This window comes from Thioalkalivibrio sp. ALMg11, from assembly GCF_000377905.1.
In the GTDB taxonomy this organism is placed as follows: Bacteria; Pseudomonadota; Gammaproteobacteria; order Ectothiorhodospirales; family Ectothiorhodospiraceae; genus Thioalkalivibrio.
Window position 1 is genome coordinate 284,821 of record NZ_KB898874.1, and the last position, 24,923, is coordinate 309,743.

24 protein-coding genes are annotated in these 24,923 nt (G+C 67.3%); 7 read left to right on the forward strand and 17 right to left on the reverse strand.

Annotated features, from left to right (window positions below):
* Nucleotide 1: 1 nt before the first annotated feature.
* Genes D578_RS0108850 through D578_RS0108860 form a run of 3 tightly spaced genes read right to left on the reverse strand, consistent with a single transcriptional unit; the run spans nucleotide 2 to nucleotide 3,541 of the window.
* Nucleotides 2-424 (reverse strand): HIT domain-containing protein, encoded by a 423-nt coding sequence (locus tag D578_RS0108850; RefSeq protein ID WP_018949608.1) that lies wholly within the window; start codon nucleotides 422-424, stop codon nucleotides 2-4.
* Nucleotides 414-2,378 (reverse strand): M1 family metallopeptidase, encoded by a 1,965-nt coding sequence (locus D578_RS0108855; protein WP_018949609.1) that lies wholly within the window; start codon nucleotides 2,376-2,378, stop codon nucleotides 414-416. Before D578_RS0108855 ends, D578_RS0108850 begins: the two co-directional genes overlap by 11 nt.
* A 5-nt stretch (nucleotides 2,379-2,383) precedes the next feature.
* A complete protein-coding gene (locus tag D578_RS0108860) occupies nucleotides 2,384-3,541 on the reverse strand; it encodes a ChaN family lipoprotein (RefSeq protein WP_026289267.1) in 1,158 nt (385 codons plus the stop codon).
* A gap of 159 nt (nucleotides 3,542-3,700) precedes the next feature.
* Here D578_RS0108860 and D578_RS0108865 point away from each other — a divergent pair, with 159 nt between their 5' ends.
* Together D578_RS0108865 and D578_RS0108870 are read left to right on the forward strand one after the other, a co-directional pair.
* The gene (locus tag D578_RS0108865) at nucleotides 3,701-4,471 is read left to right on the forward strand and encodes an FkbM family methyltransferase (protein ID WP_018949611.1); all 771 of its coding nucleotides are present in this window, start codon (nucleotides 3,701-3,703) and stop codon (nucleotides 4,469-4,471) included.
* A gap of 45 nt (nucleotides 4,472-4,516) precedes the next feature.
* Nucleotides 4,517-5,320 (forward strand): creatininase family protein, encoded by an 804-nt coding sequence (locus tag D578_RS0108870; RefSeq protein WP_018949612.1) that lies wholly within the window; start codon nucleotides 4,517-4,519, stop codon nucleotides 5,318-5,320.
* Between the two features lie 20 nt (nucleotides 5,321-5,340).
* Here D578_RS0108870 and ribA read toward each other — a convergent pair whose 3' ends face one another.
* Entirely contained in the window at nucleotides 5,341-6,486 is a 1,146-nt protein-coding gene (gene ribA / locus D578_RS0108875) for a GTP cyclohydrolase II RibA (RefSeq protein ID WP_018949613.1), read from the reverse strand.
* Between the two features lie 149 nt (nucleotides 6,487-6,635).
* Here ribA and D578_RS0108880 point away from each other — a divergent pair, with 149 nt between their 5' ends.
* Nucleotides 6,636-7,421 (forward strand): RibD family protein, encoded by a 786-nt coding sequence (locus tag D578_RS0108880; protein WP_018949614.1) that lies wholly within the window; start codon nucleotides 6,636-6,638, stop codon nucleotides 7,419-7,421.
* A 52-nt stretch (nucleotides 7,422-7,473) separates the two neighbouring features.
* On the opposite strand, the gene thrC is transcribed toward D578_RS0108880, so the two are convergent.
* The 3 genes from thrC to alaC all read right to left on the reverse strand — a co-directional run bounded on the left by thrC (nucleotide 7,474) and on the right by alaC (nucleotide 11,267).
* On the reverse strand, nucleotides 7,474-8,616 hold the full coding sequence (thrC, locus tag D578_RS0108885; RefSeq protein WP_018949615.1) for a threonine synthase: 1,143 nt from the start codon (nucleotides 8,614-8,616) through the stop codon (nucleotides 7,474-7,476).
* Nucleotides 8,617-8,655: 39 nt separating this feature from the next.
* Nucleotides 8,656-9,969, reverse strand: coding sequence for a homoserine dehydrogenase (locus D578_RS0108890; RefSeq protein ID WP_018949616.1), 1,314 nt, complete (start codon nucleotides 9,967-9,969; stop codon nucleotides 8,656-8,658).
* A 74-nt stretch (nucleotides 9,970-10,043) separates the two neighbouring features.
* On the reverse strand, nucleotides 10,044-11,267 hold the full coding sequence (gene alaC / locus D578_RS0108895) for an alanine transaminase (RefSeq protein ID WP_018949617.1): 1,224 nt from the start codon (nucleotides 11,265-11,267) through the stop codon (nucleotides 10,044-10,046).
* Nucleotides 11,268-11,737: 470 nt separating this feature from the next.
* On the opposite strand from alaC, the gene D578_RS0108900 reads away from it, so the two are divergent.
* Nucleotides 11,738-12,112: an Mth938-like domain-containing protein gene (locus D578_RS0108900; RefSeq protein ID WP_018949618.1), complete on the forward strand. Its 375-nt coding sequence runs from the start codon at nucleotides 11,738-11,740 to the stop codon at nucleotides 12,110-12,112.
* 21 nt (nucleotides 12,113-12,133) lie between these two features.
* Here D578_RS0108900 and rpoS read toward each other — a convergent pair whose 3' ends face one another.
* The 5 genes from rpoS to surE are packed head-to-tail and all read right to left on the reverse strand — an operon-like array spanning nucleotide 12,134 to nucleotide 16,081.
* Nucleotides 12,134-13,210 carry an RNA polymerase sigma factor RpoS gene (rpoS, locus tag D578_RS0108905; RefSeq protein ID WP_018949619.1) on the reverse strand — a complete coding sequence of 359 codons (1,077 nt, stop codon included), beginning with the start codon at nucleotides 13,208-13,210 and terminating at the stop codon, nucleotides 12,134-12,136.
* Nucleotides 13,211-13,233: 23 nt separating this feature from the next.
* Nucleotides 13,234-14,010 (reverse strand): peptidoglycan DD-metalloendopeptidase family protein, encoded by a 777-nt coding sequence (locus D578_RS0108910; RefSeq protein ID WP_018949620.1) that lies wholly within the window; start codon nucleotides 14,008-14,010, stop codon nucleotides 13,234-13,236.
* Nucleotide 14,011: 1 nt separating this feature from the next.
* On the reverse strand, nucleotides 14,012-14,596 hold the full coding sequence (locus tag D578_RS0108915; RefSeq protein ID WP_018949621.1) for a YqaA family protein: 585 nt from the start codon (nucleotides 14,594-14,596) through the stop codon (nucleotides 14,012-14,014).
* A 59-nt stretch (nucleotides 14,597-14,655) separates the two neighbouring features.
* Nucleotides 14,656-15,321, reverse strand: a complete 666-nt coding sequence (locus D578_RS0108920; protein WP_018169643.1) for a protein-L-isoaspartate(D-aspartate) O-methyltransferase — start codon at nucleotides 15,319-15,321, stop codon at nucleotides 14,656-14,658.
* Nucleotides 15,311-16,081: a 5'/3'-nucleotidase SurE gene (gene surE / locus D578_RS0108925; RefSeq protein WP_018949622.1), complete on the reverse strand. Its 771-nt coding sequence runs from the start codon at nucleotides 16,079-16,081 to the stop codon at nucleotides 15,311-15,313. Before surE ends, D578_RS0108920 begins: the two co-directional genes overlap by 11 nt.
* Nucleotides 16,082-16,191: 110 nt before the next feature.
* On the opposite strand from surE, the gene D578_RS0108930 reads away from it, so the two are divergent.
* From D578_RS0108930 to D578_RS0108940, 3 genes are all read left to right on the forward strand, one after another.
* Entirely contained in the window at nucleotides 16,192-16,749 is a 558-nt protein-coding gene (locus D578_RS0108930; protein WP_018949623.1) for a Smr/MutS family protein, read from the forward strand.
* A gap of 252 nt (nucleotides 16,750-17,001) precedes the next feature.
* Nucleotides 17,002-17,610: a DUF3365 domain-containing protein gene (locus tag D578_RS0108935; protein ID WP_018949624.1), complete on the forward strand. Its 609-nt coding sequence runs from the start codon at nucleotides 17,002-17,004 to the stop codon at nucleotides 17,608-17,610.
* Nucleotides 17,611-17,833: 223 nt separating this feature from the next.
* On the forward strand, nucleotides 17,834-18,265 hold the full coding sequence (locus D578_RS0108940; RefSeq protein ID WP_018949625.1) for a PAS sensor domain-containing protein: 432 nt from the start codon (nucleotides 17,834-17,836) through the stop codon (nucleotides 18,263-18,265).
* 6 nt (nucleotides 18,266-18,271) lie between these two features.
* Here the strand turns inward: D578_RS0108940 and truD are convergent, their stop codons facing one another.
* From truD to mrcB, 5 genes are read right to left on the reverse strand one after another with little or no spacing between them, the layout of a single operon-like run.
* Entirely contained in the window at nucleotides 18,272-19,327 is a 1,056-nt protein-coding gene (gene truD / locus D578_RS0108945; RefSeq protein ID WP_018949626.1) for a tRNA pseudouridine(13) synthase TruD, read from the reverse strand.
* A gap of 14 nt (nucleotides 19,328-19,341) precedes the next feature.
* The gene (gene tsaB / locus D578_RS0108950) at nucleotides 19,342-20,025 is read right to left on the reverse strand and encodes a tRNA (adenosine(37)-N6)-threonylcarbamoyltransferase complex dimerization subunit type 1 TsaB (protein WP_018949627.1); all 684 of its coding nucleotides are present in this window, start codon (nucleotides 20,023-20,025) and stop codon (nucleotides 19,342-19,344) included.
* Entirely contained in the window at nucleotides 20,016-21,977 is a 1,962-nt protein-coding gene (locus tag D578_RS0108955; protein ID WP_018949628.1) for an ATP-dependent DNA helicase, read from the reverse strand. Before D578_RS0108955 ends, tsaB begins: the two co-directional genes overlap by 10 nt.
* Before the next feature lie 19 nt (nucleotides 21,978-21,996).
* On the reverse strand, nucleotides 21,997-22,569 hold the full coding sequence (locus D578_RS0108960; RefSeq protein ID WP_018949629.1) for a tetratricopeptide repeat protein: 573 nt from the start codon (nucleotides 22,567-22,569) through the stop codon (nucleotides 21,997-21,999).
* Entirely contained in the window at nucleotides 22,566-24,920 is a 2,355-nt protein-coding gene (gene mrcB / locus D578_RS0108965; RefSeq protein ID WP_155996775.1) for a penicillin-binding protein 1B, read from the reverse strand. Before mrcB ends, D578_RS0108960 begins: the two co-directional genes overlap by 4 nt.
* Nucleotides 24,921-24,923 lie beyond the last annotated feature (3 nt).

Sequence of the window (24,923 nt, forward strand, 5' to 3'; positions counted from 1 at the left end):
CCTAACCGCCGACGTCTCCGACGAGGCCGAGGACCCGCGCAATGCGGTCCTCGGCCTCTTGCGTTTCCAGCCCGCGCGATTTTGGGGCACCCCACACGGGGCCGGGCCACGCCGGGTCCCCCTCGCGGCGCGCTACATGATGCAGGTGCAGCTGCTCCACGATATTGCCAAGCTTGGCCACGTTCAGCGCCTTCGGAGCGAAGGCCTGCTCCATCGCCCGCGCCAGTGCACCGGACTCGCGAGCCAGCTGGATGGCATCCTCGGGGGCCAGTTGATGCAGTTCGCGCACATCGGCGCGACGCGGCACCAGGATGAACCAGGGATAGTCGTGATGATCCATCAACCGCAGCCGCGATAGCGGCCACTCGGCCGCCGCCCAGGTATCTGCCTCGAGGCGTGGATCCAGCAGAAATTCATTCGTCATCGGCAAGCTCCTGCCATATTCCCGGCTGGGCCCAAAGGCCGGTCTGCCACGCGCCCTTCGCGCCGGGCAACAGGTAACTGTAGTGCGATCGATGCCGCAGTGCGGCCGCGGCCTCGCGTCGTGCATCCGCGTCCGCGCCACTGACGACGATCAACCGGGTATCCGGTACGGCCCAGGCCCGCGCACCCGGACCCATTTCGCCTGCGTTCGCCAGTACGGCCGGGTCGTTCGGCAGATCACGTCTCTCCAGCCAGACCGCCACAGAGGAATGCGAGCCCAGCACGATCCGCGTGCCTTCTGCATCGTCCGCGGAACCCGGCACCCGACCCAGCCAGGGGGCGACCTCGGAGGCCTCGGCGTCGTCCAGCGCCACAACCCGGGCTTCCGGGTCCAGGGCACCCTGACGCAGGATGGCGGGCGATTCGTCCGCTGCCAGATGGCGGAACATTCGCCAGTCGGGGTCGATGGCAATGGCCAGGGGTCGGCTGGAGGTCTCCAGCGAAATCCCCTTCTCTACCTCATTCAGCTCGACCCAATGCGTCTCGCGGCCGTTCTCGGTTTCCAGCTCCAGCGGGACATACAGCTCCCAAGGGGCCTGCTCGTCGCGTTGTTGCAGCCGGCCCTGTACTCGCCAACCGTCTCCCCGCGCCCCGCGGTGCAGTTCCGTCAGTTCCAGCTCAGGCGCACCGGCACGCTCTACCCACTGGGCAAAGAACGGCCGCAGGTCTTCGTCCGTCACGTCGTCGAATGCCCCGATCACGGCATCCCAGTCCGCCTCAACAAAGCGCCATTCGTCGTAGAGGGCGCGCGCGCCTGTCAGGAATACCTCGCGGCCGATCCGGTCCTCCAGCATCCGCCACAACATCGCGCCGCGGTGGTAACCGGCGATACGGGCCGCCCCGGAATTGCCGCCGCGGAAGCTCCCGTGCGCGCGATCTTCCCCGGCCGGCAAGGCCGCGTAGTCCCGCAGCCACTGGCCCCGTTCCTCCCGCCCTTCGCCGCGTTCGCGCTTGAACTGATAGTCGGCCATGTAGGTCGTCAGACCCTCCGACCAGTTGCCGCCCGAATAGTCCACGTACACCCCGGTTCCCCACCAGGCGTGCAGGACCTCGTGGCCCAGCGAGGTATACGGAATAAACGGCAGCGGAATCACCCGCTCCCCCAACAGCGTGAAGCCGGAGAACGCCAGCCCCACGGGCTGCGGACTCGCCGCGATCGTGAAGGTCGCAAGCGGGTACGGCCCGATCTCGTCATTGAAGCGCTGCAGGTATTTGGCCGCCTGCTCGCGATAGGTCTCCCCGAATCGCTGTTCCAGGCCGGCTGGGAACAAGGTGCGCACCTCCACCTCGCCGACCCTCTGCTCGGCCGATTCCCAGGGGCCGGTGGCCACTGCCAGGGCGCGACCGGCCGGGTGCTCGAACGTGGCCTGGTATTCGTCACCGCGTCGCTCCTCGGCCACTCGCGACCCGGAAGTCACGCCGAGATGGCCACCGAGACTCTTCAACTCGATGCGTACTGCATGGGGCTCGGCGTCCGGGCGGCGCGGATACCAGTCGGCCCCTGGCGGCAGATACCCGCCGTCCGGGCCCAGATACCCGCTCCCCGGACGCGCCTCGGCGGGCAGCGGAAGACGCGCGCCATAGCGAATCGCCAAAGGCCCCGCATCCGCTGCCGGGTCGCGCGCCAGTTCCAGCCAGCCATCCCCGCTGCGGTAGAACTCCACCGCTTGGCCGCCCAGGGTAACGGCATCCACGGCGATACCCGGATCGAGCCGAAACCGCCGCAGAGAGGCTGGATCGAGCTGCCCCGGGTCCACCTCGAAACGCCCCTCCAGCCGTGACGTCCCAGGGTCCAGTTCAACCTCCAGGGTGATGCCCTCGAAGGTCTCGCTGGCCAGCGCAACGCCACCGGCCACCCACAAGACGGCGCTGCACAGCAACACACCCAGGCGCATATGCGTCAGTCCTCGCGCGGGAAGCGCGCTACGCGCTCGAGCCGCTCGCCTTCACGCTCGATTTCCAGCGGCAGCCACGTCCCCGGTGGAGTTGCCTGCACCACCCGCTGCAGATCGCTTGTTGCACGGATCGTCCGTTCGCCCGCCTGCAGTACCCGATCGCCGGCCTGTAGCCCGGCGGCCTCGCCGACCGAACCCTCTTGTACCCGGAGAATGCGAATACCTGGATCGCCATCGGACTCCAGATGGACTCCCAGCATCGATCCCGAACGTTCAAAACGCTCGTCGTGCGGGACACCGAAGATCGCATGCGCAAGCGCCGGATCGCTGTCCGCGCAATCGCCGGGTTCGCGCGGCAGTAACACTGCGGCCTCGGTGACGCCCAGATCCACCAGTTGATGGGGCACCCCATACCCGTATTCCAGGTGGCCGGACCCGATGATCGCGACCACCAGTGGCGGGGGCTCGCCCCCCGCCTCGATCCGCGCCGCAATGCCGCCGGCCATCATCCGGTCCCACGCCAACTGCGTCGCGATGAACCGCTCCGGATCGGGTCCCATGCCCGCCGGATGGCGCTCCAGCACAGCCTCCAGATAGTCCCGATAACCTTCGCTCGCCTCCGCCGGCGCCGAGACGCCGTCCCGAGTAGCCGCGTCCACGGCTTCCCAGCCCTCATGCCCCAGGCGCTGGATATATTCCCGCTCCAGGTTCAGCGCCAGCAGCGGTACGTCGTGGACCCGGGCAAAGTGCAGGATCGGCCAGTACAACTCCGGATCGAAACTCCAGGCCTCATACCAGCCGCTCTCCTCCAGAAATTCTTCCGGCGCCAGCTCGCCGGCGACCCAGGCATCCAGCACCGGCTGCCTGGAGCGGGGCAGCATCTCAAGCCCGATCACCATGTCCGGACGCTGCCCATGCAGCGCTGAAAGCGTGCCCAGTTGCCAGCGATGATGATCCATCCGGTCGTGGCGCTCACCCAGCAACACCGCCTCGCGGGTGGCAAGGTCGACATACAGCTCGGCGGCATTCAGGGGCTCGCCCGCCGGCGTGGACCAGGCCCCGGGAGCCGGACAATCGCCGTCCGCCTGCACGGTACCCGCCATCAACGTCGCCAGCAGGCCAACAGCACCCGCCCATGTCCCAACCCGAAAACCTGCCTGCATGCATCACTCCTCGTCTCGAACGCCATATGCGGACACCGCTTTTCCGGCGAGCATCTTCCCGCGAATCTGCTTGCAAATGGCCCAGCGGGCGAACTACCCAGAAGACCCCACCGCGCCCCAGGCGTTCCCCCGCAGCGCCTGCTCGGTTAGCCTGCGGGGATGAGCATTCTCACGCAAAGTCCGCGCTGGCTGGACCAGGCCATTGGCGTCCTGCGATCCCTGATCATCTATCGTCGCCCAGGACGCCAGCGCGGACTGCAGCATATGTATGCCCCGTTTATTCAGTCCGGGGACCTGGTGTTCGACATAGGAGCCCATGTAGGCGACCGCACCCGAGCGTTTGCGGACCTCGGCGCGCGCGTCGTCGCCCTGGAACCGCAACCGCAGCTCCTCCCCTGGCTGCGCCGCGCGGTCCGAGGGCGCCCGGGCATCTCGATCCGGCGCGAGGTGGCCGGGCCACGCCCTGGTACCGCGCAGCTGCAGGTCAGCCGCCGTCACCCGACCGTCTCCTCCGCCTCGCGTTCCTGGGTGCGATCACTGCGCACCCGCAACCGCAGCTTTGAACACGTACGCTGGGACGAAGAGATCGCGGTGCCCATGGTCACCCTCGACCAGCTCATCGCCGAATACGGTCTCCCGACCTTCTGCAAAATCGACGTCGAGGGCATGGAGGCCGAGGTTCTGCGCGGCCTGAGCCACCCCATCTCCGCCCTGTCCTTCGAGTTCGTAGCCGGCGCGCTGGACGTCACCCGCGACTGCCTCGAGCAGATCGCGGAACTGGGCCCGTACGAATACAACCTGATCCGCGGCGAACGCCGCGAGTATCAATTCGCAGACTGGCAATCCGGTGCGGCGATCCTTGCCTGGCTGGAACAACACGGCGAACGCCTGGGTTCGGGCGACCTGTACGCCCGCCGACACGACACTTGATGGGGTCGCCTTGACGGAACCGGTCCGAGCGGCAAGGCTGAGCGAATGAACGCCGACAACCTCCCCTGGTGGCAACACCACACGAGCGACGGGATCGCCGCGCTCGCCGCTCGCGACGCGGTCGCGATCCTGCCCCTCTCGGCCATCGAACAACACGGCCCCCACCTGCCGCTGGATACCGACTATCGCATCGGACTGGGCCTTCTGCAGGCCGCCTGCGAGACCATGCCGGAGGACCTTCCGATCGCGGTCCTGCCGCCGATGGCGATCGCCACCAGCACCGAACACACCGGCTTCCCCGGCACCCTGTCCCTGCAGCCCGAAACCGCCCTGGCCGCCCTGCGCGACCTCGGCGACAGCTTGTCCCGCAGCGGCCTGCGGCGCCTGTTGCTCGTCAACAGTCATGGCGGCAATACCGCGATCTGCGATCTGGCCTCCCTGGAGTTGCGCCGGGCCCACGGCATGCTTGTGGTCAAGCATCACTATTTCACCCAGGCCCCGCCAAAGGCAGTCGGAATCGCGCCCGCGGAGCTTCGCCATGGCCTGCACGGCGGGCTGATCGAGACCGCGATAATGCGGTTCCTCGCTCCGGAGCACGTGCGCATGGAAGCGGCCGCGGACGCACCGTCGCTGGGCGCGAGCCTGGAGAACGAACTGGAAGTGCTGGAGCCCGAAGGACGCGCGGCGTTCGCCTGGATGGCGGGCGACCTCCACCCGTCCGGCGTGGTCGGAGATGCCCGCGGCGCAACTGCCGAGTTGGGACAGCAATTGGTGGAACACTACGCCGGCACGCTGGCCGCCACGATCCGCGACGCGGTCCGGTTCGACCTGACGCGCCTCGCCCCCTGACAGAGACGTAGAGTCGCGCGTCAGCCGCGCTCGGCCTCCGAAGCCAGAAGCTCCTGAAGCCAGTGGCCGCCACGGTCGGCCTTGGTGCTGAGATAGCGCAGGTTGTGCGGATTCAGCTTGCCATGCACCGGCTCGCGTGCCACCACGTCGATGCCACCGGCGCGCAGGGCATCCATCTTGCCGGGATTGTTGGTCAACAACCGTACGCTGTCGATGCCGAGGAATTCCAGCATCTCCACGGCCGCATCGTAGCGTCGGCCATCGGCCTCGAACCCCAGCTGGCAATCGGAATCGATGGTATCCAGCCCGGCCGTCTGCATGGTGTAGGCGCGCAGCTTGTTGGCCAGGCCAATGCCACGACCCTCCTGCGCCAGATACAACAGGACGCCTCCACCCGAGTCGTTGATGGTCTTCACGCCCAGGCGCAGCTGATCGCCGCAGTCACAGCGCAGGCTGCCGAACAGATCCCCGGTCAGACAGGCGGAGTGCAGCCGGACCGGTACCGCATCCGGCCATTCGCTGGGCTCCCCAATCAGCACCGCGACGTGCTCCAGGATCCCGTTGCCCTCGCGGAACAGCATGAACCGGGTGACCGGCGCGTCCGCCAGCGGCACCGGGGCCTCGCTGACATAGGCCAGTTCCAGGCGCGGGTGCTTGGCCACCGCGCGCGCTTCCTGCTCGTCCACGTCGAGGAACATGCCATCCGCCAGGGCGGTGCGAATGGCCTCCGGCAGCGGCTCGGGGACCGGCGCGGCCACCACCGCCGGCAACAGACGCCCCGCACGCACGAGCTCCAGCGCCGCGACCTCTGCGGGAAGCGCACGAACCACCGTGGGCTGGCCAATCGCGGCGTCCGGATGGGTAGCCTCGTTCGAGGCCTCGGGTGCGCTGGCCAGTGTAAACAGGGCCTCGGGATCGGTATTCGGCGCGAATTCCAGGGCCACACCTTCCCAGCCTTCCTGCAGCGGCTGCGACCAGCCCATTGCAGAGGCGCGGTGCGCGGTTAGAATCAGTCGAGGCGCGGACCCGGTCATGTGGGTCAGGCGATCCAGCAACACAGGGGTCAGACCCTCGACAGCCGCAACGAGTACACTCGACTGCGAACCACTCACCAGGACCGGATGGCCCCGGCGAAGATCAAAGATCCCGCGATCGGCGTTGTGCATCGGGTGCTTCCATACGGAGTTTTGTTTATGACCAGCCCGCAAACCGCGAATTCCCCGGATGCGGCCCCCGGCTTGGCCAGGCAGGTCGAAGACGGCAATAGCCTACCCCAACTGGCTACTTGCGGTCCCGTAACCCCGGGGATTGCGGCATGACGGCCTATCCGGTAACCGAGGAGCAGGCCTGGCGCTGGCTGTTGGCGCAGCGGGCCGATCCTGGCTGCTGCCCCCTGCCCGGTCCGCTGGCGCCGGGGGCCCACGAGTTGCTGGATCTCTACGGCCCCATCGTCGAGGCCCCCAGTATCACCGTGGCCCAATTGGGCCAGAGCCTGGACGGACGCATCGCCACCGCGAGCGGCAATTCGCATTACGTCACTGGCCCCGAGGACATCGAGCGCCTGCACCGGCTGCGGGCCCTGGTGGATGCCGTCATCGTCGGCGCCGGCACGGTCGTCGCCGACGACCCCCGCTTGACCGTGCGCAAGACGGAAGGCCCGAATCCAGTGCGCGTGATCCTGGACCCCGACGGCCGTATCGCCGCCGATGCCCAGGTATTCCAAAACGCCGAGGTTCGCACCATCGTGCTGCACGCAGCCGGGTATGGGCCCTGCGGACTGCCCGAACAAGTCGAATGTCTCGAGATGCCCACCGGGCCCGACGGCCGCTTCGACCCGGCCGACATCCGCGGTCGCCTTGCGGATATGGGCCTCCATCGCCTGCTGGTCGAAGGCGGGGGCCAGACCGTCTCGCGTTTTCTCGAGGCCGACACCCTGGACCGGCTGCACTTGACCGTTGCGCCCATGCTGATCGGTTCCGGGCGACCGGGTGTGACCCTGCCGGAGATCGATTCGCTGGATCAGGCGTTACGCCCGCCTTGCCGTATCTTCCGGCTGGGGGGCGACACCCTGTTCGACCTGGACCTGCGCAGCAAGCCCTGACTCGAGCCAGATTCGCTCTTCGCCATCGCGCCACGCACGATGGCGGGACGCCTCAAACCAGGTTGTCGCGAATCGCGCGGGAGACCGCGTCCAGCTCCGCCGGAACCTTGGCTGGCTGAACCACGCTCTGGGCGATGGCTGTATCCGGGTCCTTCAGGCCGTTACCCGTAAGCGTGCACACCACGGTGGAGCCTTCCGGGATCTTGCCATCGCGGATGTCGCGCAGCGCACCGGCCAGCGACGCGGCAGAAGCCGGTTCGCAGAACACGCCTTCCTTTTCCGCCAGCAGCTTCTGCGCAGCAAGAATCTCGTCGTCCTGGCACTCGTCGAACCAGCCGCCGGATTCCTCGCGGACCTTCCAGGCCATGTCCCAGGACTGCGGATGGCCGATACGGATCGCGGTCGCCACGGTGTCCGGGTTATCGACCATCGCGCCACGCATGAACGGTGCGGATCCCGCCGCCTGATAGCCGACCATGTGCGGACGGTTGCCGACCATGCCGCCACCGGCGTACTTGCAGTGGCCCTTGCAATAGGAACAGGCGGCGGTCACGTCGTCGCTGCTCTTGGCCGCCATCTCGCTGTACCCGATCCAGTGCGCGGTGATGTTCCCCGCGTTGCCCACCGGGAGGCAGTGGTAGTCCGGGGCGCGGCCCAGCTCCTCGACGATCTCGAAGGCGGCCGTCTTCTGGCCCTGCAGGCGATACGGATTCACCGAGTTCACCAGCGTCACCGGCGTGTTCGAGGCGACCTCCTTGACCAGGCGCATGCCGTCGTCGAAGTTGCCCTCGATCTGGATCACCGTGGCGCCGTGCATCATCGCCTGGGCGAGCTTGCCCTGGGCGATCTTGCCGTCCGGTATCACCACGAACGCGGTAATGCCGGCGCGCGCCGCATAGGCGGCGGCGGCGGCCGAGGTGTTGCCGGTGGAGGCGCAGACAATCGCCCGCGAACCCTCCTCGATGGCCTTGGTCACGGCCATGGTCATACCGCGATCCTTGAACGATCCGGTCGGGTTCAGCCCCTCGAACTTGACGTAGATCTCGACCTCGCGCGTGAGCTCGCGCGGGATGTTGTTCAGGCGGATCAACGGCGTGTTGCCCTCGCCCAGCGAGATGATGCGCGTGTCGTCGTGCACCGGCAGGCGGTCACGGTAGCGCTCGATCAGTCCGGTATAGCGATGTCCAAAGGCCATGGTGTTCTCTTCGTCGTTGCGAAAGGCAAAACGCGCCGACTAGCGCGCCAGTCCTTCCATGCGGATACGGGTAATCGGGGTCAACAGGTGATCCAGGGCCTCGATCGCGGCAATTGCCTCGTTCATCGCGCCCTCGCGGACCTTGTGCGTCAGCATGATGATCGTGGCCTCGCCGCGCTCCGGGTCCGGCTCGCGCTGCAGGATCGCCTCGATGCTGATGCCGTGCTCGCCCAGGATACGGGTAATGTCGGCCAGCACGCCGGGCCGGTCCTGGGTGCGCAGGCGCAGGTAGAAGGAGGTCTCCACCTCGGCAAGATCCAGGACCGGCTTGTCCGACAGCGCATCCGGCTGGAACGCCAGATGCGGCACGCGGTTCTCCGGATCCGTGGTCAGGGCACGCACCACGTCGACCAGATCGGCCACCACTGCGGAGGCGGTTGCCTCGGCCCCGGCCCCGGCGCCGTAATAAAGCGTCGGGCCGACGGCGTCGGCATTCACCAGCACGGCATTCATCACGCCGTCGACGTTCGCGATCAGCCGGCGTTCCGGGATCAGCGTCGGGTGCACCCGCAGCTCGTAGCCCTTCGACGTGCGCCGGGCGATACCCAGGTGCTTGATGCGATATCCCAGCTCGGCGGCGAAGCCGACATCCTCGCGGGTGATATCGCTGATCCCCTCCACCGCGACACGGTCGAACTGCAGCGGGATGCCGAAGGCGATCGAGGCCAGGATCGCCAGCTTGTGCGCGGCGTCGATGCCCTCCACGTCGAAGGTCGGATCGGCCTCGGCATAGCCCAGTGCCTGGGCCTCGGCCAGTACGTCCTCGAAGTCGCGACCCTTGTCGCGCATCTCGCTGAGGATGAAGTTACCGGTGCCGTTGATGATCCCGGCCAGCCACTCGATCTGGTTGCCGGCCAGACCTTCGCGGATGGCCTTGATGATCGGGATACCGCCGGCCACTGCCGCCTCGAAGGCCACCATCACGCCCTTTTGCTGGGCACGCTCGAAGATCGCGTTGCCATGCAGCGCGATCAGGGCCTTGTTGGCGGTGACCACGTGCTTGCCCGCGTCAATCGCGGCCAGCACCAGGCTCAGGGCGGGATCCGTCCCGCCCATCAGTTCGACGACGACCTCGACCTCCGGATCGTTGACGACCTCGGCCGGATCGGTGGTCAGGCGGATCTGCGAGCAGTCGCACTCACGCTCGCGCTGGATGTCGCGCGCGGCAGCCGCCACGACCTGAATGTCGCGACCCGCGCGGCGGGCGATCTCGATGCCGTTGCGCGCGAGCACGTTGATCGTCCCGCAGCCGACGGTTCCCAGTCCCAGAATTCCGATCTTTACCGGCGTCATAGCCTCGCTGTCCTTGACTTCGGGCGCCGTGTGGCGCCCGGTGTTGATTGCATTCGGAGCCTGCGGCGAGCGTGTCAGCTACCCGAACCCGGATTCTCCACGGGGGCGTCGGCCAGGATCGAGTCCGCACGCAGCATCGCCTTGATCCCGCGCAGGGCCTGGCGCGTGCGCTGTTCGTTCTCGATCAGGCTGAAGCGCACGTGGTCATCCCCGTAGTTGCCGAAGCCAACTCCCGGCGAGACGGCCACCTTGGCATCGCGCAGCATCTTCTTGGCGAATTCCAGCGAGCCCATCTCGCGATAGGGCTCGGGGATCGGCGCCCAGACGAACATGGTCGCCTTCGGTTTCTCCACCTGCCAGCCGAGCTTGTTCAGCCCCTCGCAGAGGACATCACGGCGCACACGGTAGAGCTCGCGAATCTCCTCCACGCAGTCCTGCGGGCCCTCCAGCGCCGCGATCGCAGCGACCTGGATGGGGGTGAAGGTGCCGTAGTCGAGATACGACTTGATCCGCGCCAGGGCCGCGACCAGGGTCGCGTTTCCGCACATGAAGCCCACGCGCCAGCCCGGCATGTTGTAGGTCTTGGACAGGGTGTAGAACTCCACCGCAATGTCCTTCGCCCCCGGCACCTCGAAGATCGAAGGCGCCTTGTAGCCGTCGAAGCTGATCTCTGCGTACGCCAGGTCGTGCACGATCCAGATGCCATGTTCCTTGCAGATCGCCACCACCCGCTCGAAGAACTCCCGATCCACGCACTGGGTGGTCGGATTCGCCGGGAAGTTGAGGATCAGCATCTTCGGCTTCGGCCAGGAGTCCTGAATCGCCCGCTCCAGCTCGGCGAAGAAGTCGACATCCGGCGTCAGCGGCACATGGCGCACGTCTGCACCGGCAATCACGCAACCATAGGGATGAATCGGATAGGCCGGATTCGGCACCAGTACCGCGTCGCCCGGGCCCAGGGTCGCCAGCGCCAGGTGCGCCAGGCCTTCCTTGGAGCCGATCGTCACGATCGCCTCGGTCTCCGGGTCCAGATCGACGTCGAACCGGGTCTTGTACCAGCGCGTGATCGCCCGACGCAGCCGCGGGATCCCCTTGGAGACCGAATAGCGGTGGGTATCGCCACGCTGCGCGGCCTCGCACAGCTTGTCCACGATGTGCTGTGGGGTCGGCTGGTCCGGGTTGCCCATGCCGAAGTCGATGATGTCCTCGCCACGGGCGCGGGCCTCGGCCTTCAACTGATTCACGATGTTGAAGACGTAGGGCGGGAGGCGCTCGATACGGGGAAAGACGTCGGTCACGGATTCTGGGTCCTGGTTGGGGCTAGGGAAACACTGATCAATGTACCCGCTCGCGCTCGAGTCGCTTTTGCGTGCGAACAAGGCGCGGCGACTGCCGTGCAGTCATTCTGCACAAGGGAACCGCAACGCCGTGCGCGCACAAAAGCGGCCGAGCCCCTGCTTTTAATAGTTCGTGGGGTTGGTACCCCAGGTTCCCCGATCCTGCGTTGCGCCGCTTACGGATAGAACCACTACCCGCTGCGCGACGCGCCTTGTTTCGGAAAACCTGGGGTACCAACGCGAGCGTGTACATTGATCAGTGTTTCCCTAACGGTCGCTTTGCAGGGCCAAACGGCCCCTCCGGATGCCGCACCGGAAAGCGCGCCAAAGTATAACCCGGGCCCTCGGCTGTCAACGAATCGAGGCTTGGGCACTCCCCCAAGGGCGGATGGAATCTTGAGCATATCCCGGGCTCGGAGTAGCGTAAGGGAATGCTGTTTTCCGAAGTCACCAGCGAAGACTCCTACATCGTGACCGGCTACGAGTCCGGGCGCGTCGGAATCAACCAGATTGCGCACAACCGCAGCCTGATCGTACGCCCGCACGAACTGCGCACCGACTGGCCAGTGGAGTCGATCGAACAACTGAGCGTGGATCACCTGCAAGCAATACTGGACGCGCCGCCCGAGGTCCTGCTAATTGGCACCGGTACGGTCCAGCAATTCCCGGACCGCGCCGTCTGGCGTCATCTGCGCTCGCAGGGCCTCGGGGTGGAGATCATGGACACCGCGGCCGCCTGCCGCACGTACAACCTGATCATGGCCGAGGGCCGCGACGTCGCCGCGGCCCTGATCATCAACGGATAAGCCCCTGCTCCGGCAGCCTGATCAGGAGTTCGGCAGGACCTCGTCGCCCTTCATCCCGCGTGACTCCAGCAGCTTGCGCAGCCGCTTCAGCGCATCCATCTGAATCTGCCGCACCCGCTCCCGGGTCACCCCGATCTCCGCCCCCACCTGCTCCAGGGTCGAGCGCTCGAATCCGTGCAGCCCGAACCGACGCACCAGCACCTCGCGCTGTTTGTAGTCGAGCTCTTCCAGCCAGGCATCCACCAGATGGTGAAGATCCTGACCCTCCAGCAACGCGGAGGGCTCGGGCGCATTCACGTCGGCAAGGATATCGGCCAGCGAGCGATCGCCGTCTGGCCCCGACGGCAGATCCATCGAGGTGGAAGGCTCGGACATCGCGCGCAGCTTCTGGATCTCCGCCACCGGCTTGCCCAGGCGCTCCGCCAGCTCCTCCTCGGTGGGGTCGCGGCCCAGTTCCTGCGTCAGGTTGCGCGCAATCCGTGCGTGCATGCGCAGTTCCTTGCTTACATGCACCGGAATGCGGATGGTCCGCCCCTGATTCATCAGGGCCCGTTCGATGGTCTGGCGGATCCACCAGGTGGCGTAGGTGGAAAAACGAAAGCCCCGCTCCGGGTCGAATTTCTCCACCGAGTGCATAAGACCGAGATTGCCTTCCTCGATCAGGTCAAGCAGCGGCAGGCCGCGGTTCAGGTAGCGCCGGGCGATCTTCACCACCAACCGAAGGTTGCACTCGATCATGCGCCGGCGACCGCCCTCATCGCCCTCGCGCGCCAGACGCGCGTACTTGCGCTCTTCTTCGGGGGTCAGCAGTGGGCGGTATTCGATATCGCGCAGGTAGATCTGGATCGCATCCAGTTCCGCGGGACGGGCGTCGCGCAGCGTTTTCGGCCGTACCGGAGCGCCTTTTTCCGGTTTCAGGCCGGCCGTGACCTCGGGTAGCACCGCCTCCGGGTCATCTTCCGGATCCTCGGATTCCTCGATCTTTTCGACCGGTCGGGCCAGATCCTCGGGCACCTGGGCCGCCTCCTCCAGGACCGGATCGTGGGTCAGGGTGTCGTTGTCCAGTTCCGGAGCGGCCGGTTGCCGGGTCTTGGCCATGTAGTTTCCTGCTCTCGATCGAGTCAGCGGTCCGGGAGGTATCGCGCCGGGTCTACCGGCGTCCCGTCTACCCGGATCTCGAAGTGCAACATCGGGCGCTCTGCCCCCGATGACCCCAGACGCGCGATGGTGTCGCCTGCCTGCACCTGGTCACCCTCACTCACCAGCAATTCATCGTTGTGCCCGTAGGCACTAAGGAACCGCGCGTCGTGCTTGAGGATGATCAATCGACCATACCCCACCAGTCCGCCACCTGCATAGACCACTTCGCCGGCCCGCGTTGCCCGAACGTGATCCCCCCGCTCGCCGCCGATCGCAAGCCCCCGCCGCGTGCCGCTGCTGGAGAATCCGCGCAGCACCTCGCCAGCCGCCGGCCATTGCCAGCCACCCGGATCGGAAGGCGGCGGACTCGAAGTCGACGAGCTTGAGGCGGACCCGGACGAGGCCCCGCCCCCGGCACTGCTGTCGCGGCCAGAAGCGCCCGAGGATGGCTGCCGCGTGCTCGGCGGCGAGGAGGCCTGCGGCGCGCTGGGCGACGACGAGCGCGCCGCACCTCGCAGCCGCAGGCGCTGACCGGGATGGATTACATAAGGGGCACCGATGGCATTGCGCCGGGCCAGATCGCGCCATTCCACGCCGTAGCGCTGGGCAATGCGGTACAGCGTCTCGTTGCGCTGCACCACGTGGGTATCCGGCATCGAGGCCCCGCTGGGCGCACGCGCCGCACAACCGGCCAGGACATTCGCAACCAGGACCAGCACCAGCGCGGCCAGCAATCCCTGAACCATGCGCCGGCGCATGTCAGCCCATTACCACATAGATCGTCATCGCCGCGACCAGCAGGATCACGCCGGCCCAGCCCACACGCTCCATATACGGTCGCAAATGCCGCTCCGCGCGCGGCCCCGCCCAGGCCATGAACAGCGCAACCAGGAAGAACCGCAGCCCGCGCCCCACCAGCGACGCGATAAAGAACGGCAACAGGGCCATCGAAAGCGCCCCGGCGGTCACGGTGAACAGCTTGTAGGGAATGGGTGAAAAGCCCGCGATCAGGACGATCCAGACCCCCCAGGTGTCAAACCAGGCCTCGGCCTGGCTTAACTCCTCGCCATATCCAATCTGCTGCAGCCAGGGCCCGATCCACTCGAACGCCAGCCACCCAATCAGGTACCCCAGCAAGCCGCCAAGCGCGGAAAACAGGGTGGTCAGCGCGGCCAGCCGCCAGGCAGAACGCGGCTGCGCCGCCGCCATCGGCGCAAGCATCACGTCCGGGGGGATCGGAAAGAAGGAAGACTCGGCAAACGAGAGCCCGGCCAGGTAACGCGGCGCATGGCGATGGCGGGACCAGGCCATCACCCGGTCGTAGAGCGGCTCGAAGAACTTCATCGATGCCGTACCGCAGCCACCGATTCAGTCACAAACGCCTCGACATGCAGGGTCCGCCGTCATTGCTCGGCCCCCGGCAGCATCGGCACGAACATCACCGCATCCAGGATATCGCGCACATAGGCCTCTTCCGTCCGGGTATAGCGGACCAGCTGCTGACGCCCGTCCGGGCCTTCCACGGGCGCGACCAGACGCCCGCCCAGCGCCAGCTGGGTCAATAACGCCTCGGGGACCTCCTTCGGCGCTGCGGTCAGGATGATGCCGTCGAACGGCGCCTTGTCCGGCCAGCCGTCGGCCCCGTCACTGTGGCGAAGATTCACGTTGTTAATGCCCAGCCGGCTCAACAGTTCGCGGGCGTTCCGGCTGAGCGCCTGAATGCGCTCCACCGAGAACACCCGGTCCACGATCTGCGCCAGCACCGCCGCCTGATAGCCGGAGCCGGTTCCGATCTCCAGCACCGTCCGGGGGCGCTCGCCCTCGAGCAGTGCCTCGGTCATGCGCGCGACAATAAAGGGCTGGGAGATGGTCTGACGATGGCCGATCGGCAGCGCCGTGTTTTCGTAGGCGCGATGACTCAGCGCCTCTTCGACAAACAGGTGGCGCGGAATCGAGCGGATCGCCTCCAGTACTCGCGGGTCGCGGATGCCCTGCCCCTCCAGCAACCGGACCAGTCGGTCACGGGCACGCTGCGAGGTCAGACCGGCGCCGGTGGCGTCAGGAACCATGCCCAGCCTCCGGAAGGGAGTCGTCCAGCCAGCGCCCCACCGTGTCGATCGCGTCGAAGCGCGTCAGGTCCACCTGGATCGGTGTCACCGAGACATACCCCTCGCGTACCGCGTGGAAGTCCGTGCCGGGCCCGGCATCCTGCTCGGAACCCGCAGGCCCGACCCAGTAGATCGGCCGTCCCCGCGGATCCTCGTCGGCGATCATCGGCTCGGCCCTGTGGCGATGCCCCAGACGCGTGGCCTGCACGCCGCGGATCTCGTCACGCGGCAGATCGGGGACATTCACGTTCAGGATGGTGGCCGCCGGCAACGGCACACGATTGATCCGGTCCAGCAACTCGACTACCACGCTCGCCGCGGCATCGTAGTGCTGCAGGTCCGGACCCACCAACGACACCGCGATCGCCGGAAGACCAAGGAAGCGCCCCTCCATCGCGGCCGCCACCGTCCCCGAATACAGGACGTCATCCCCCATGTTGGCGCCCGCGTTGATGCCCGAGATCACCAGGTCCGGCTCCTTCTTCAACAGCCCGGTAATCGCCAGGTGCACACAGTCGGTCGGGGTCCCGTCAACCTGTACATCACCGCTCTGGAGGTGGCGCGCCCGCAGCGGCCGCACCAGCGTCAGGCTGTTGCTGGCACCGCTGCGATCCCGGTCCGGGGCCACCACGTGCACCTCGGCAATCCGCCGCAGGTGCGTCGCCAGGCACTGGATGCCCGGGGCGTGAATTCCATCGTCGTTGCTAACCAGAATGCGCATGCAGGAACAGGGCCGTTGGGAGGGCACTCAATATACTGGAAACCGTCCAGGGAGACGCTCTCGAATCGACTCGATCGCGCCTGCCCCCCGAAAAGTGCGAGTATCCTGCCATGAACTCCGGGGATGATCCCAACGATTTCGACGAATTCCTGCAGGCCGTTGGCAACGTGCGACGGCTGCACAGTGATCAGGCCGATGTCCGCCCCCCGCCTCCCGCCGCCCGGGCCCGCCAGCGAGAGGCCGACGAGGCTCGCGCCCACGCCGACTGGCTCAGCGATCCGCTCAATGCCGCTGACCTCCAACCAGGCGATGAGCTCCGCTTTGCCCGCCCCGGCATCAGCCAGCGCGTATTCCGCAAGCTGCGGGGCGGGCACTACCGCATCCAGGACGAGATCGACCTGCACGGCCTGTTCGCCGACGAGGCACGCCGCGCGATCGGCCTGTTCCTCGATGATGCCCGCCGGGGCGGCGCCCTGTGCGTGCGGATCGTGCACGGCAAGGGCCTGCGTTCGCGCCAGCAAGGGCCGGTTCTCAAGGGCCTGACCGATCACTGGCTGCGCCAGCGCGACGATGTCCTTGCGTTCTGCTCCGCGCGGCCGGCCGACGGCGGTACCGGTGCCGTCTACGTCCTCCTCAAGCGACCCCGGAGCACTGGCTCGGGCCGCTGAAAGCGGTATCCAGAAGCACTCTTAAAGGCGCCAAACGGCGCACTCACATGCGCCATTCGATATATTCGCATTTTGCGATTTGGATGCTTAGACTGGCTCCAGACTCGCGAGGCGGCACCCGGAATCCTGAGCGGGATTCATCTATCATTCGGTGATGACCGTCCTTGCACTTTATTCACGATCGGTCCACTCTTTGTACAGGTCTTGTACATATACAGGACGCAACGGACTCTGCACTGCGAGGTATTTGCCATGAAGAACTGGAAGCTTGCCCCCCTGGCCCTCGGCCTGATCGCCTTCTCTGCCGCCAGCGGCCAAGCGAGCGCAGACAGCATGCCGCAGCTCTCTCAGGACGACCTGCAGGAGCGCATCGCTGCCAATCGTGACGCCATTCAGAAATTTGCCAGCACCCTACAGGGCGAACTGATGTCCGCCATGGAGTCCGGCGGCCCCACCGAAGCGATCCAGGTGTGCAACGAGCGCGCTCCCGCAATCGCACGTGACATCTCGGCGGAAACCGGCATCCAGATCGGACGCACCAGCCTGAAGCTGCGCAATCAGGACAACGCACCCGACCGCTGGGAACGCCTGACCCTGCAGGGCTTCGAGGCCCAGCATGCGGCCGGCACCCCGGCCCCGGATCTGCCGCCACGCTTCGGCGTCGTTGAATCCGATGATGGTGACCCGAAATTCCGCTTCATGGCGGCCATCCCAACCGGTGGCGCCTGCCTGTCCTGCCACGGCTCCGACGTCAGTGGGGACGTAAAGCACGCGCTGGAACGTCTCTACCCCGATGATCAAGCTACCGGCTTCCGCGAGGGCGACGTGCGCGGTGCCTTCACCGTGACCCAGGAAATGTAGGCATCCAGGGGTATCCGGCCCGAGTCCCGGGCCCATCTGAAGAGGCCGCCTCCGGGCGGCCTTTTTTGTGGCCTATCCGCCCTCAGGGCCGCCCGCCACATGACCCATTTTCGAGCACGATCACACGGGAACGTGCTATTTTTGGCCATAGAAGCCGAGAGGCGGGCCACCGAAACGGGCCCTCCGTGTGGCACATCCCGCAGACCCGACCGAAACGCCTTATATGACGCGAACGATAGACGCCGAACTGCTTGCCCTCGCCGTAGATGCCTCCAATGACGGCATCGTCATCGCCGAGCGCGAAGGCGACGACAACATCCTGATCTACGTGAATCACGCCTTCGAGGAACTCACCGGCTATCGGTCCGAGGAGATCCTCTATCGCGACTGCCGCTTCCTGCAGGGTGAAGACACCGACCAGGACGTGCGCCAGGAGATTCGTGCGGCCATCGACGAAAACCGGCCCTGCCGTGTGACCCTGCGCAACTACCGCAAGGACGGCAGCCTGTTCTGGAACGAGCTGTCGCTGACCCCGGTGTTCAACGACGAGGACCGGCTCACCTACTACATCGGCATCCAGAAGGACATCACCGCCCGCGTGGAAGCCGAGCAGCGCGCCGAACGCGCCGAACGCAAGCTCAAGAACTCCGCCTGACGCGAATCAGGCGCGATCTGCGTCCCGTGGGACGCAAATCGCCTCCAGCAGGCCGGTCGCATACTCGCCGGCCCCCAGTTCCAGCGACAGCCACAGGTCATCCCCCTCCCAGCGCCAGTCCACCGCCCCCGGAACCATGCGCAGGGCGCGGCGAGCCGCCTTCACGTCCACCTTCACCAGCCCCTCCGCCAAGGCCGGCTCGCCAGCGGCCATCGTCGCCTCCAGCGCCTGAACCTCGCCTTCAGTCTGCATCGCGCCCTTGCCCCACAGCGGCCCAGTCGGATGGATATCCAGCCGGGCGGCGCGCGCCTCCAGCTCGGCATCCACTTCCGCCACCGGAAACACGCTGCCCGAGCCCTCGAGATTGGCTACATCGCCCGGCAGCAACCGATCCCAGTCCCCGCGGCGGACCCGCTCGGCCAGTACCGCGTTGAAGATCGCGGAACGGGCAGCGGACAACAGCAGACTGCGCTGATTGCGGCTGCGCGGCGCGCGGCCGCCCCCCAGCCAGGCGCGCGCCTTGGCCAGGTTGTCGCGGCCAAAGCGTTGCGCCCCGAAATAGTTGGGGATGCCCCCGCTACGGATCGCCTCCAGGATCTGTTCCGCGGCCTCGCGATCGCCCTGTACATCACCCAGACGGATCTCGAAGCGATTGCCGGCCAGGTGCCCGGTTCGCAGCTTGCGCGCGTGGCGAACCACCTGCAGCACCCGCATCCGGCCCGCCTCCTCCCCGATTTCCTGCGCGGCATTCCAGGCCTCGGCCAGGGCCGCCCAATCCGGCTCGGACTCCGGCGGGCACTGCACGCTGAACCACTGGCGCGTCACCGCCTGGCGATCCTTGCGCCCGGCGTAGCTGACCTTGCCTCGGCCCGCGCCCGATTCGCGCGCCAGCCAGACGGCTACGTCCTCGCTGTTCAACAGGCGCTTTTCGATCTCCAGCCAGACATGTTCGCCGTGGCCTTCGGGCAGGGTCGCCGGCAATTCCTTGACCCGGAAATCTTCCGGGCAGGCCTTGATCGTCGCAGTCAGTGGCGGGTGCCAGGGGTACGGGGTTGTGTTCATCTCGGGTTCCTGAGTCATCGGGGGGAGGCCGGTCGGGCCACATCGTCGCGCACATACACCGGCTGCGCGTCTTCGGGTGCCACGGCCTCGCCACGCTCCCAGGAATCCACCGCCAGCAACGCCACCTCGAGCGCGTCCGGCAGCGCGTCAGCGTCCACCGCATCGATTGCCAGCCCCTGCGCGGCGGCCAAATCGGGGAAGGCGGCGAATGCCGACCCCAGCCCGTACCGCTCGCCCACAGGCCAGGCCACCGCCAGGCTCTCCGGCGCGGCCACCTGCTCCGCCCCAAGGCACACTCGCTCGCCCTGAACCGGACAAAGGCTCCAGTACACCTCCCCCATGCGCGCATCCAGCGCCGCGAGCACGGACGCCGGCCGGCGATCACCACGCAGCGCCTGCTGGGCCAGGGCCTGCAACGTGGACACGGGCACCACGGGGCGGTCCAGGGCGAAGGCAATCCCTTGCGCCACGCCCAGACCCAAGCGCACGCCGGTAAACGCACCCGGCCCCCGTCCGACGGCCACGCCGTCAAGGCTGCTACGCGGCACATCCGCCTCGCGCAGCAACTGCTCGATCTGCCCCAGGATCAGCTCGCCATGCCGGCGCGCCGCGCGCTCGCGCACGCAATGGATTTCGCCATCAAGATAAAGAGCTGCCGAACACTGCTCGGTAGCCGTCTCCAGTGCGATCAAGCGCATGTGTCGCGTCCCCGGGCCTGCTCCAGAAAACGCAGCGCCGCGGCCGGCTCCCGGGTACGGTGAAACGCCGGCAGGCTGGCCAGGAACCGCCGGCCATAGGCTTTTCCGGTCAGCCGCGGATCGCACAGTGCCAGGATGCCCGCATCGTCGGCGTCCCGAATCAGTCGTCCGGCCCCCTGCTTCAGTGCCAGCACGGCCTGCGGCAGGGTGAACTCCATGAACGGGGAACGCCCCTCCGCCTCCAACGCGGATGCGCGAGCCTGCAGCACCGGGTCGTTCGGGGCGGCAAACGGCAGGCGATCGATAATCACGATCGACAGGGCCTCGCCGCGGATGTCGACGCCTTCCCAGAAACTGTGCGCCCCCAGCAGCCAGGCATTGCCCGACTCGCGAAAACGCGCCAGCAGATCGCCCCGCGGCTGTTCGCCCTGCACCAGCAGTTCGCGATCGCGCGGCAGCTCCGCGCGCAGGATCGCTGCCGCCTCCTGCAGGGCGCGGTGGCTGGTAAACAGGAAGAACCCGCCACCCGGATTGTCGCGCAGCAACGGCCAGGCCCAGGCGACACACGCTCGGGTATAACCCGGATCGTTCGGGTTGGGCAGCGGCGGCTGCGGATGCACCAGACAGGCCTGATTCGGGAAATCGAACGGGCTGTCCAGGCGTTCGCTGGCAACATCGGCCGGCAGACCGAGCCGGCGCGCCGCATGGCCGAAATCCTCGCCCACCGCCAGGGTAGCCGAGGTAAAGATCCACGCGGCGGGCCGTGCGGCACGCCGCTGGGCCAGCGGCCGTGCCGCATCCAGCGGCGTGCGGTGGAGGATCAGACTCTGGCTGAAGCGCTCCGCCCAGGCCACCGTGTCCGGGCTCTCTTCGCGCCATTCGCGCAGGCGTTCCAGCAGCAGAGCGCTGCGCCCGCGCAGCTGCTCGAGGCCCGGCGCCCGAGCGGCCGCGGCCTCGAGTGCGTCCCCGACAAAACCGAGGTTCGTATCGAGGCGATCCAGCAACGGATCGAGCTCGCCGGCCGGACTGACGGCATCCCAGCTGGAGCGGCCCTCCCAGGTCCGCGAGGCGTCCAGCAGCTCGGCCACGCTCGCCTCCAGCTCCGCGATGCGCTGGCGGATATCCAGCATCTCCGGCGCATGCTGTTCCTGCTCGCGCCGGGTGTCTCGTGCCAGTTCGCGCAACGCCCGCGTGCCAACCGCAATGCCGAAAAACGACCCGGCAATGTCGGGCAGCTGATGGGCCTCGTCGACAATTACGGCGTCGACTTCCGGCAGGAGTTCGCCGAAGCCCTCTTCCTTCAGGGCCATATCCGCGAGCAGTAGGTGATGATTAACCACCACCACGTCCGCCTCCTGCGCCCGCTTGCGGGCCTGCACCACGAAGCAGTCGTTGTAGCTCGGGCATTCCCCTCCCAGACAGTTGTCCACGGTAGAGGTCACCTGCGGCCACAGCCTCGAGTCCTCCGCGAGGATTCCGGCCTGCCCCAGGTCACCGGTGGGGCTCGTACGCGCAAACCGTTGCAGGGCCTCGATCACCGGCAGTTGATCGCGGCGCACGGGGCCACCGGTTGCACCGCCGGCCTCGGCCGCGGCCAGCTCCAGGCGGTAGTGGCACAAATAATTGGCGCGGCCCTTCAGAAGCGCCGCCCGCGGGCGGTATCCCAGGGCCTTGCAGACCACCGGCAGGTCGCGATCGAAGAGCTGGTCCTGCAGGGTCTTGGTCCCGGTGGAGATCAGTGCCCGCCGGCGCGACTGCAGGATCGGCACCAGGTACGCGAAGGTCTTGCCCACCCCGGTCGCCGCCTCGACCAGCAGAGCGGTTGGCGCGGTCGCCAGTGCCTCTTCCACCGCCACGGCCATGCGTTGCTGGGGCTCGCGCGGGCGGAAGCCTTCGACTGCGGATGCCAGGTCCCCGCCCGGGCTCAGGGCCCGTACCGCCGCCGACTCCACCGCTACAGCGTTCGGCGACTCAGACAATGTCGGCTTCCAGACGGCGGATCGCCTCGCGGGCCTCGTCGGCCCCGGCCGTATCGCCCTGCGCCTCGCGGGCCTTCAGGATCAGTCGCCAGTTCTCCAGGGCCAGTTCGCGGTCATGGGCGCCCACTATCTGCAATGAGCGACTGGCCAGGCGCTCGGCCTGCTGGTACTGCCGTTGTTCCATGCGCAGCGCGGCCATCTGGTGCCACAGCCCGGCATCCCGCGGCGCGATCCGCAAGGCACGCTCCAGGCGCTGTTCCGCCCGAGCCGTATCTCCAGCCTGGCGCGCGGACTCGGCCTGCTGCGCCAGGTTCAGGGCCGCGGCGGGTGTCGGCGCGCGTTCCGGTTCGCGGGGTTCGGCCCGATCTTCGCTGGGCGGCGCATCCTCCCCGGTTACATCCCCGTCGTCGGGCACCGGGGCGCTGGCATCCCGCGGCGCTGGCGTCGCACAGGCTGCGAGCAGCAGGGCCAGGGCGACAGCACCCAGCCACTGCCCCGGACGCCATGCCGGACCGGCGGGCATCGCGACGCGAAACGGGGATCGTGCGGTACTGAACATCTTCACCGGAATAGCCTCTCGAACCAGCCCTGCGGGCTGGACTCACTGCGCAGATCACACTCGGCGCGTGTCTCGGGGCTCGAATTCTGCCAGAACGGCAGCGTCTTCACCGCCTCGCAGGCGTGATCATCACTTTCCACACGCAACCCGGAGGCGAGATCGATCCCCTGATAGTCGACACCGGGGTGGCCCTCCAGACGCAGGGATTGCACCCCGATGCCCGCCATGATCTCCGCCCACACCGGCGCCGCGGACACCCCACCGGTCAGACCGGTGGGACGGTTGTCGTCCATCCCCAGCCAGACGACCGCCACGTGGCGATCATCGAAACCGGCGAACCAACTGTCGCGGAAGTTGTTGGTGGTACCGGTCTTGCCGGCCACGACCTGACCGTTCAGGCGGGCATTGATGCGGCTCCCAGTACCTTCGCGCGTCACGTCATGCAGCGCGTGGCTCAACACGCGAACCGCACCGTCCGACACCGCCCCCTGCAGGGACAGCCCGTAGTGCGAGAGCATCTCGTCGTCCTGATCCAGCACATCCCGGATGACCCGGGTTCCGGTGGCGTAGCCACCATTCGCCAGTGCCTGATAGAGCCCGGCCACCTCCAGCGGCGAGAGCTCGATGGCCCCCAGGGCCAGCGACGGTAGCGGGGCCGGCGTGCGCTGCAGCCCCAGCGTCTGCATCAGGCTGATCACCTGCGAAATCCCGATATCCTCGGCCAGGCGCACGGTAGCAATGTTGTAGGACTGCACCAGGGCCTCCCACGCGGTCACCGGCCCCCGGTGTTCGCGGTCGAAGTTGCGCGGTGTCCAGGGCTCTCCATGCGGCAGCTGCAGGGTCAGCGGGCTGTCGTCGAGGAGCGTCGCCAGGGTGTATCGGTTCGGGTTGGTCAGGGCCGCGAGGTACACGAACGGCTTGATCACCGAGCCGACCTGACGCTGGGCCTCCACCGCGCGGTTATAGCCGGGATAACGCGGGTTGCGATCCCCGACCACCGCCAGCACCTCGCCGGCCTGCGGGTCGGTCACGACGGCCGCGGCCTGCAGATCGTCCAGGTCGCTCCCACCCCCACGACGCCGGACCAGGTCGTCCACGCCACGTACCAGCCGTTCCTCGAGACGCATCTGGACGACCGGATCCATGGTGGTGAAGATCCGCAGGCCCTCGCTGCGCAGGTCCTCGTCCGCGTAATCGGCGCGCAGCTCCCGGCGAACCAGATCCAGGAATGCCGGGAAGCGGCTGCGTCCTTCCGGCATCACCGGGGAGACATCCAGTGCCGTCGCCAGCGCCCGGTCCACCCGGTCGCGTTCGGCCAGTCCGGTCTCGGCCATCGCCTCCAGCACCCGGTCCCGGCGCTGCGTGGCACGTTGCGGATAGCGTCGGGGATCATAGTAACTGGCCCCGCGCGCCAGCCCCACGAGCAGCGCCAACTGGTCCAGCCGCAACTCGTTCAACGGGCGCTGATAGTAGAACTGCGCAGCCTGACCGAAGCCGTGAATCGCCCGCTCACCGGTCTGCCCCAGAAACACCTCGTTCAGGTAGGCCTCGAGGATCTCCCGCTTGTCATACCGGTGCTCAAGCAGCAGGGCCATCACCGCTTCGTTCAGCTTGCGGGTCAGCGTCTGGTCACGGGTCAGGTAGAAGTTCTTCACCAGCTGCTGGGTCAGGGTACTGCCGCCCTGCACCGTGCGTCCGGCCCGCAGGTTCGCGACCGCGGCCCGCCCGATGCCGACCGGGTCGACCCCGCGGTGGGACATGAAGCGGCGGTCCTCGATCGCCAGCAAGGCCCCGATCAGCTCGCGCGGCACCTCGTCGATATCGACCAGGATGCGGTCCTCGCCATGGGTCGGGTAGATGCTGCCAATCAGCAGCGGCTCCACCCGCATCAGGTCAACATTGCGCCCACTCGACTGCTCGGCGACCGACTCCACGCGGCCATCGGACAGACGTACCCGCACCGAATGCGCCGGCTCCGGACCGTCACCAAAGGTGAACGGCCGGGTGGTCACTCGCGCGCTACTGCCTTCGATGCGGAACTCGCCCGGCCCGGCGCCATCCGGCGTCTCGCGATAGTTCAAAGTGCGCAGCTCGGTCTCCAGCGCATCCGCGGTCAACGGCCGACCCGCATAGAGCTCCAGGGGCCGCGCATACACCCGCGCCGGCAACGCCCAGCGCTGACCCTCGAACCGTTCACGGATCTCGCGGTCCAGTTGATGGACATAGATGCCACCCACCGTAAGCCCGGCGAGCAGCAGCCCCGCCAGGGTCCAACTGCCCGCACCGAACAGGCGCCGGAGCCGGCCCCTTCGGGGCGCGCTTCGCTTGCGGGGACGTGAAGTGGCTTTTCGCGGCATGGC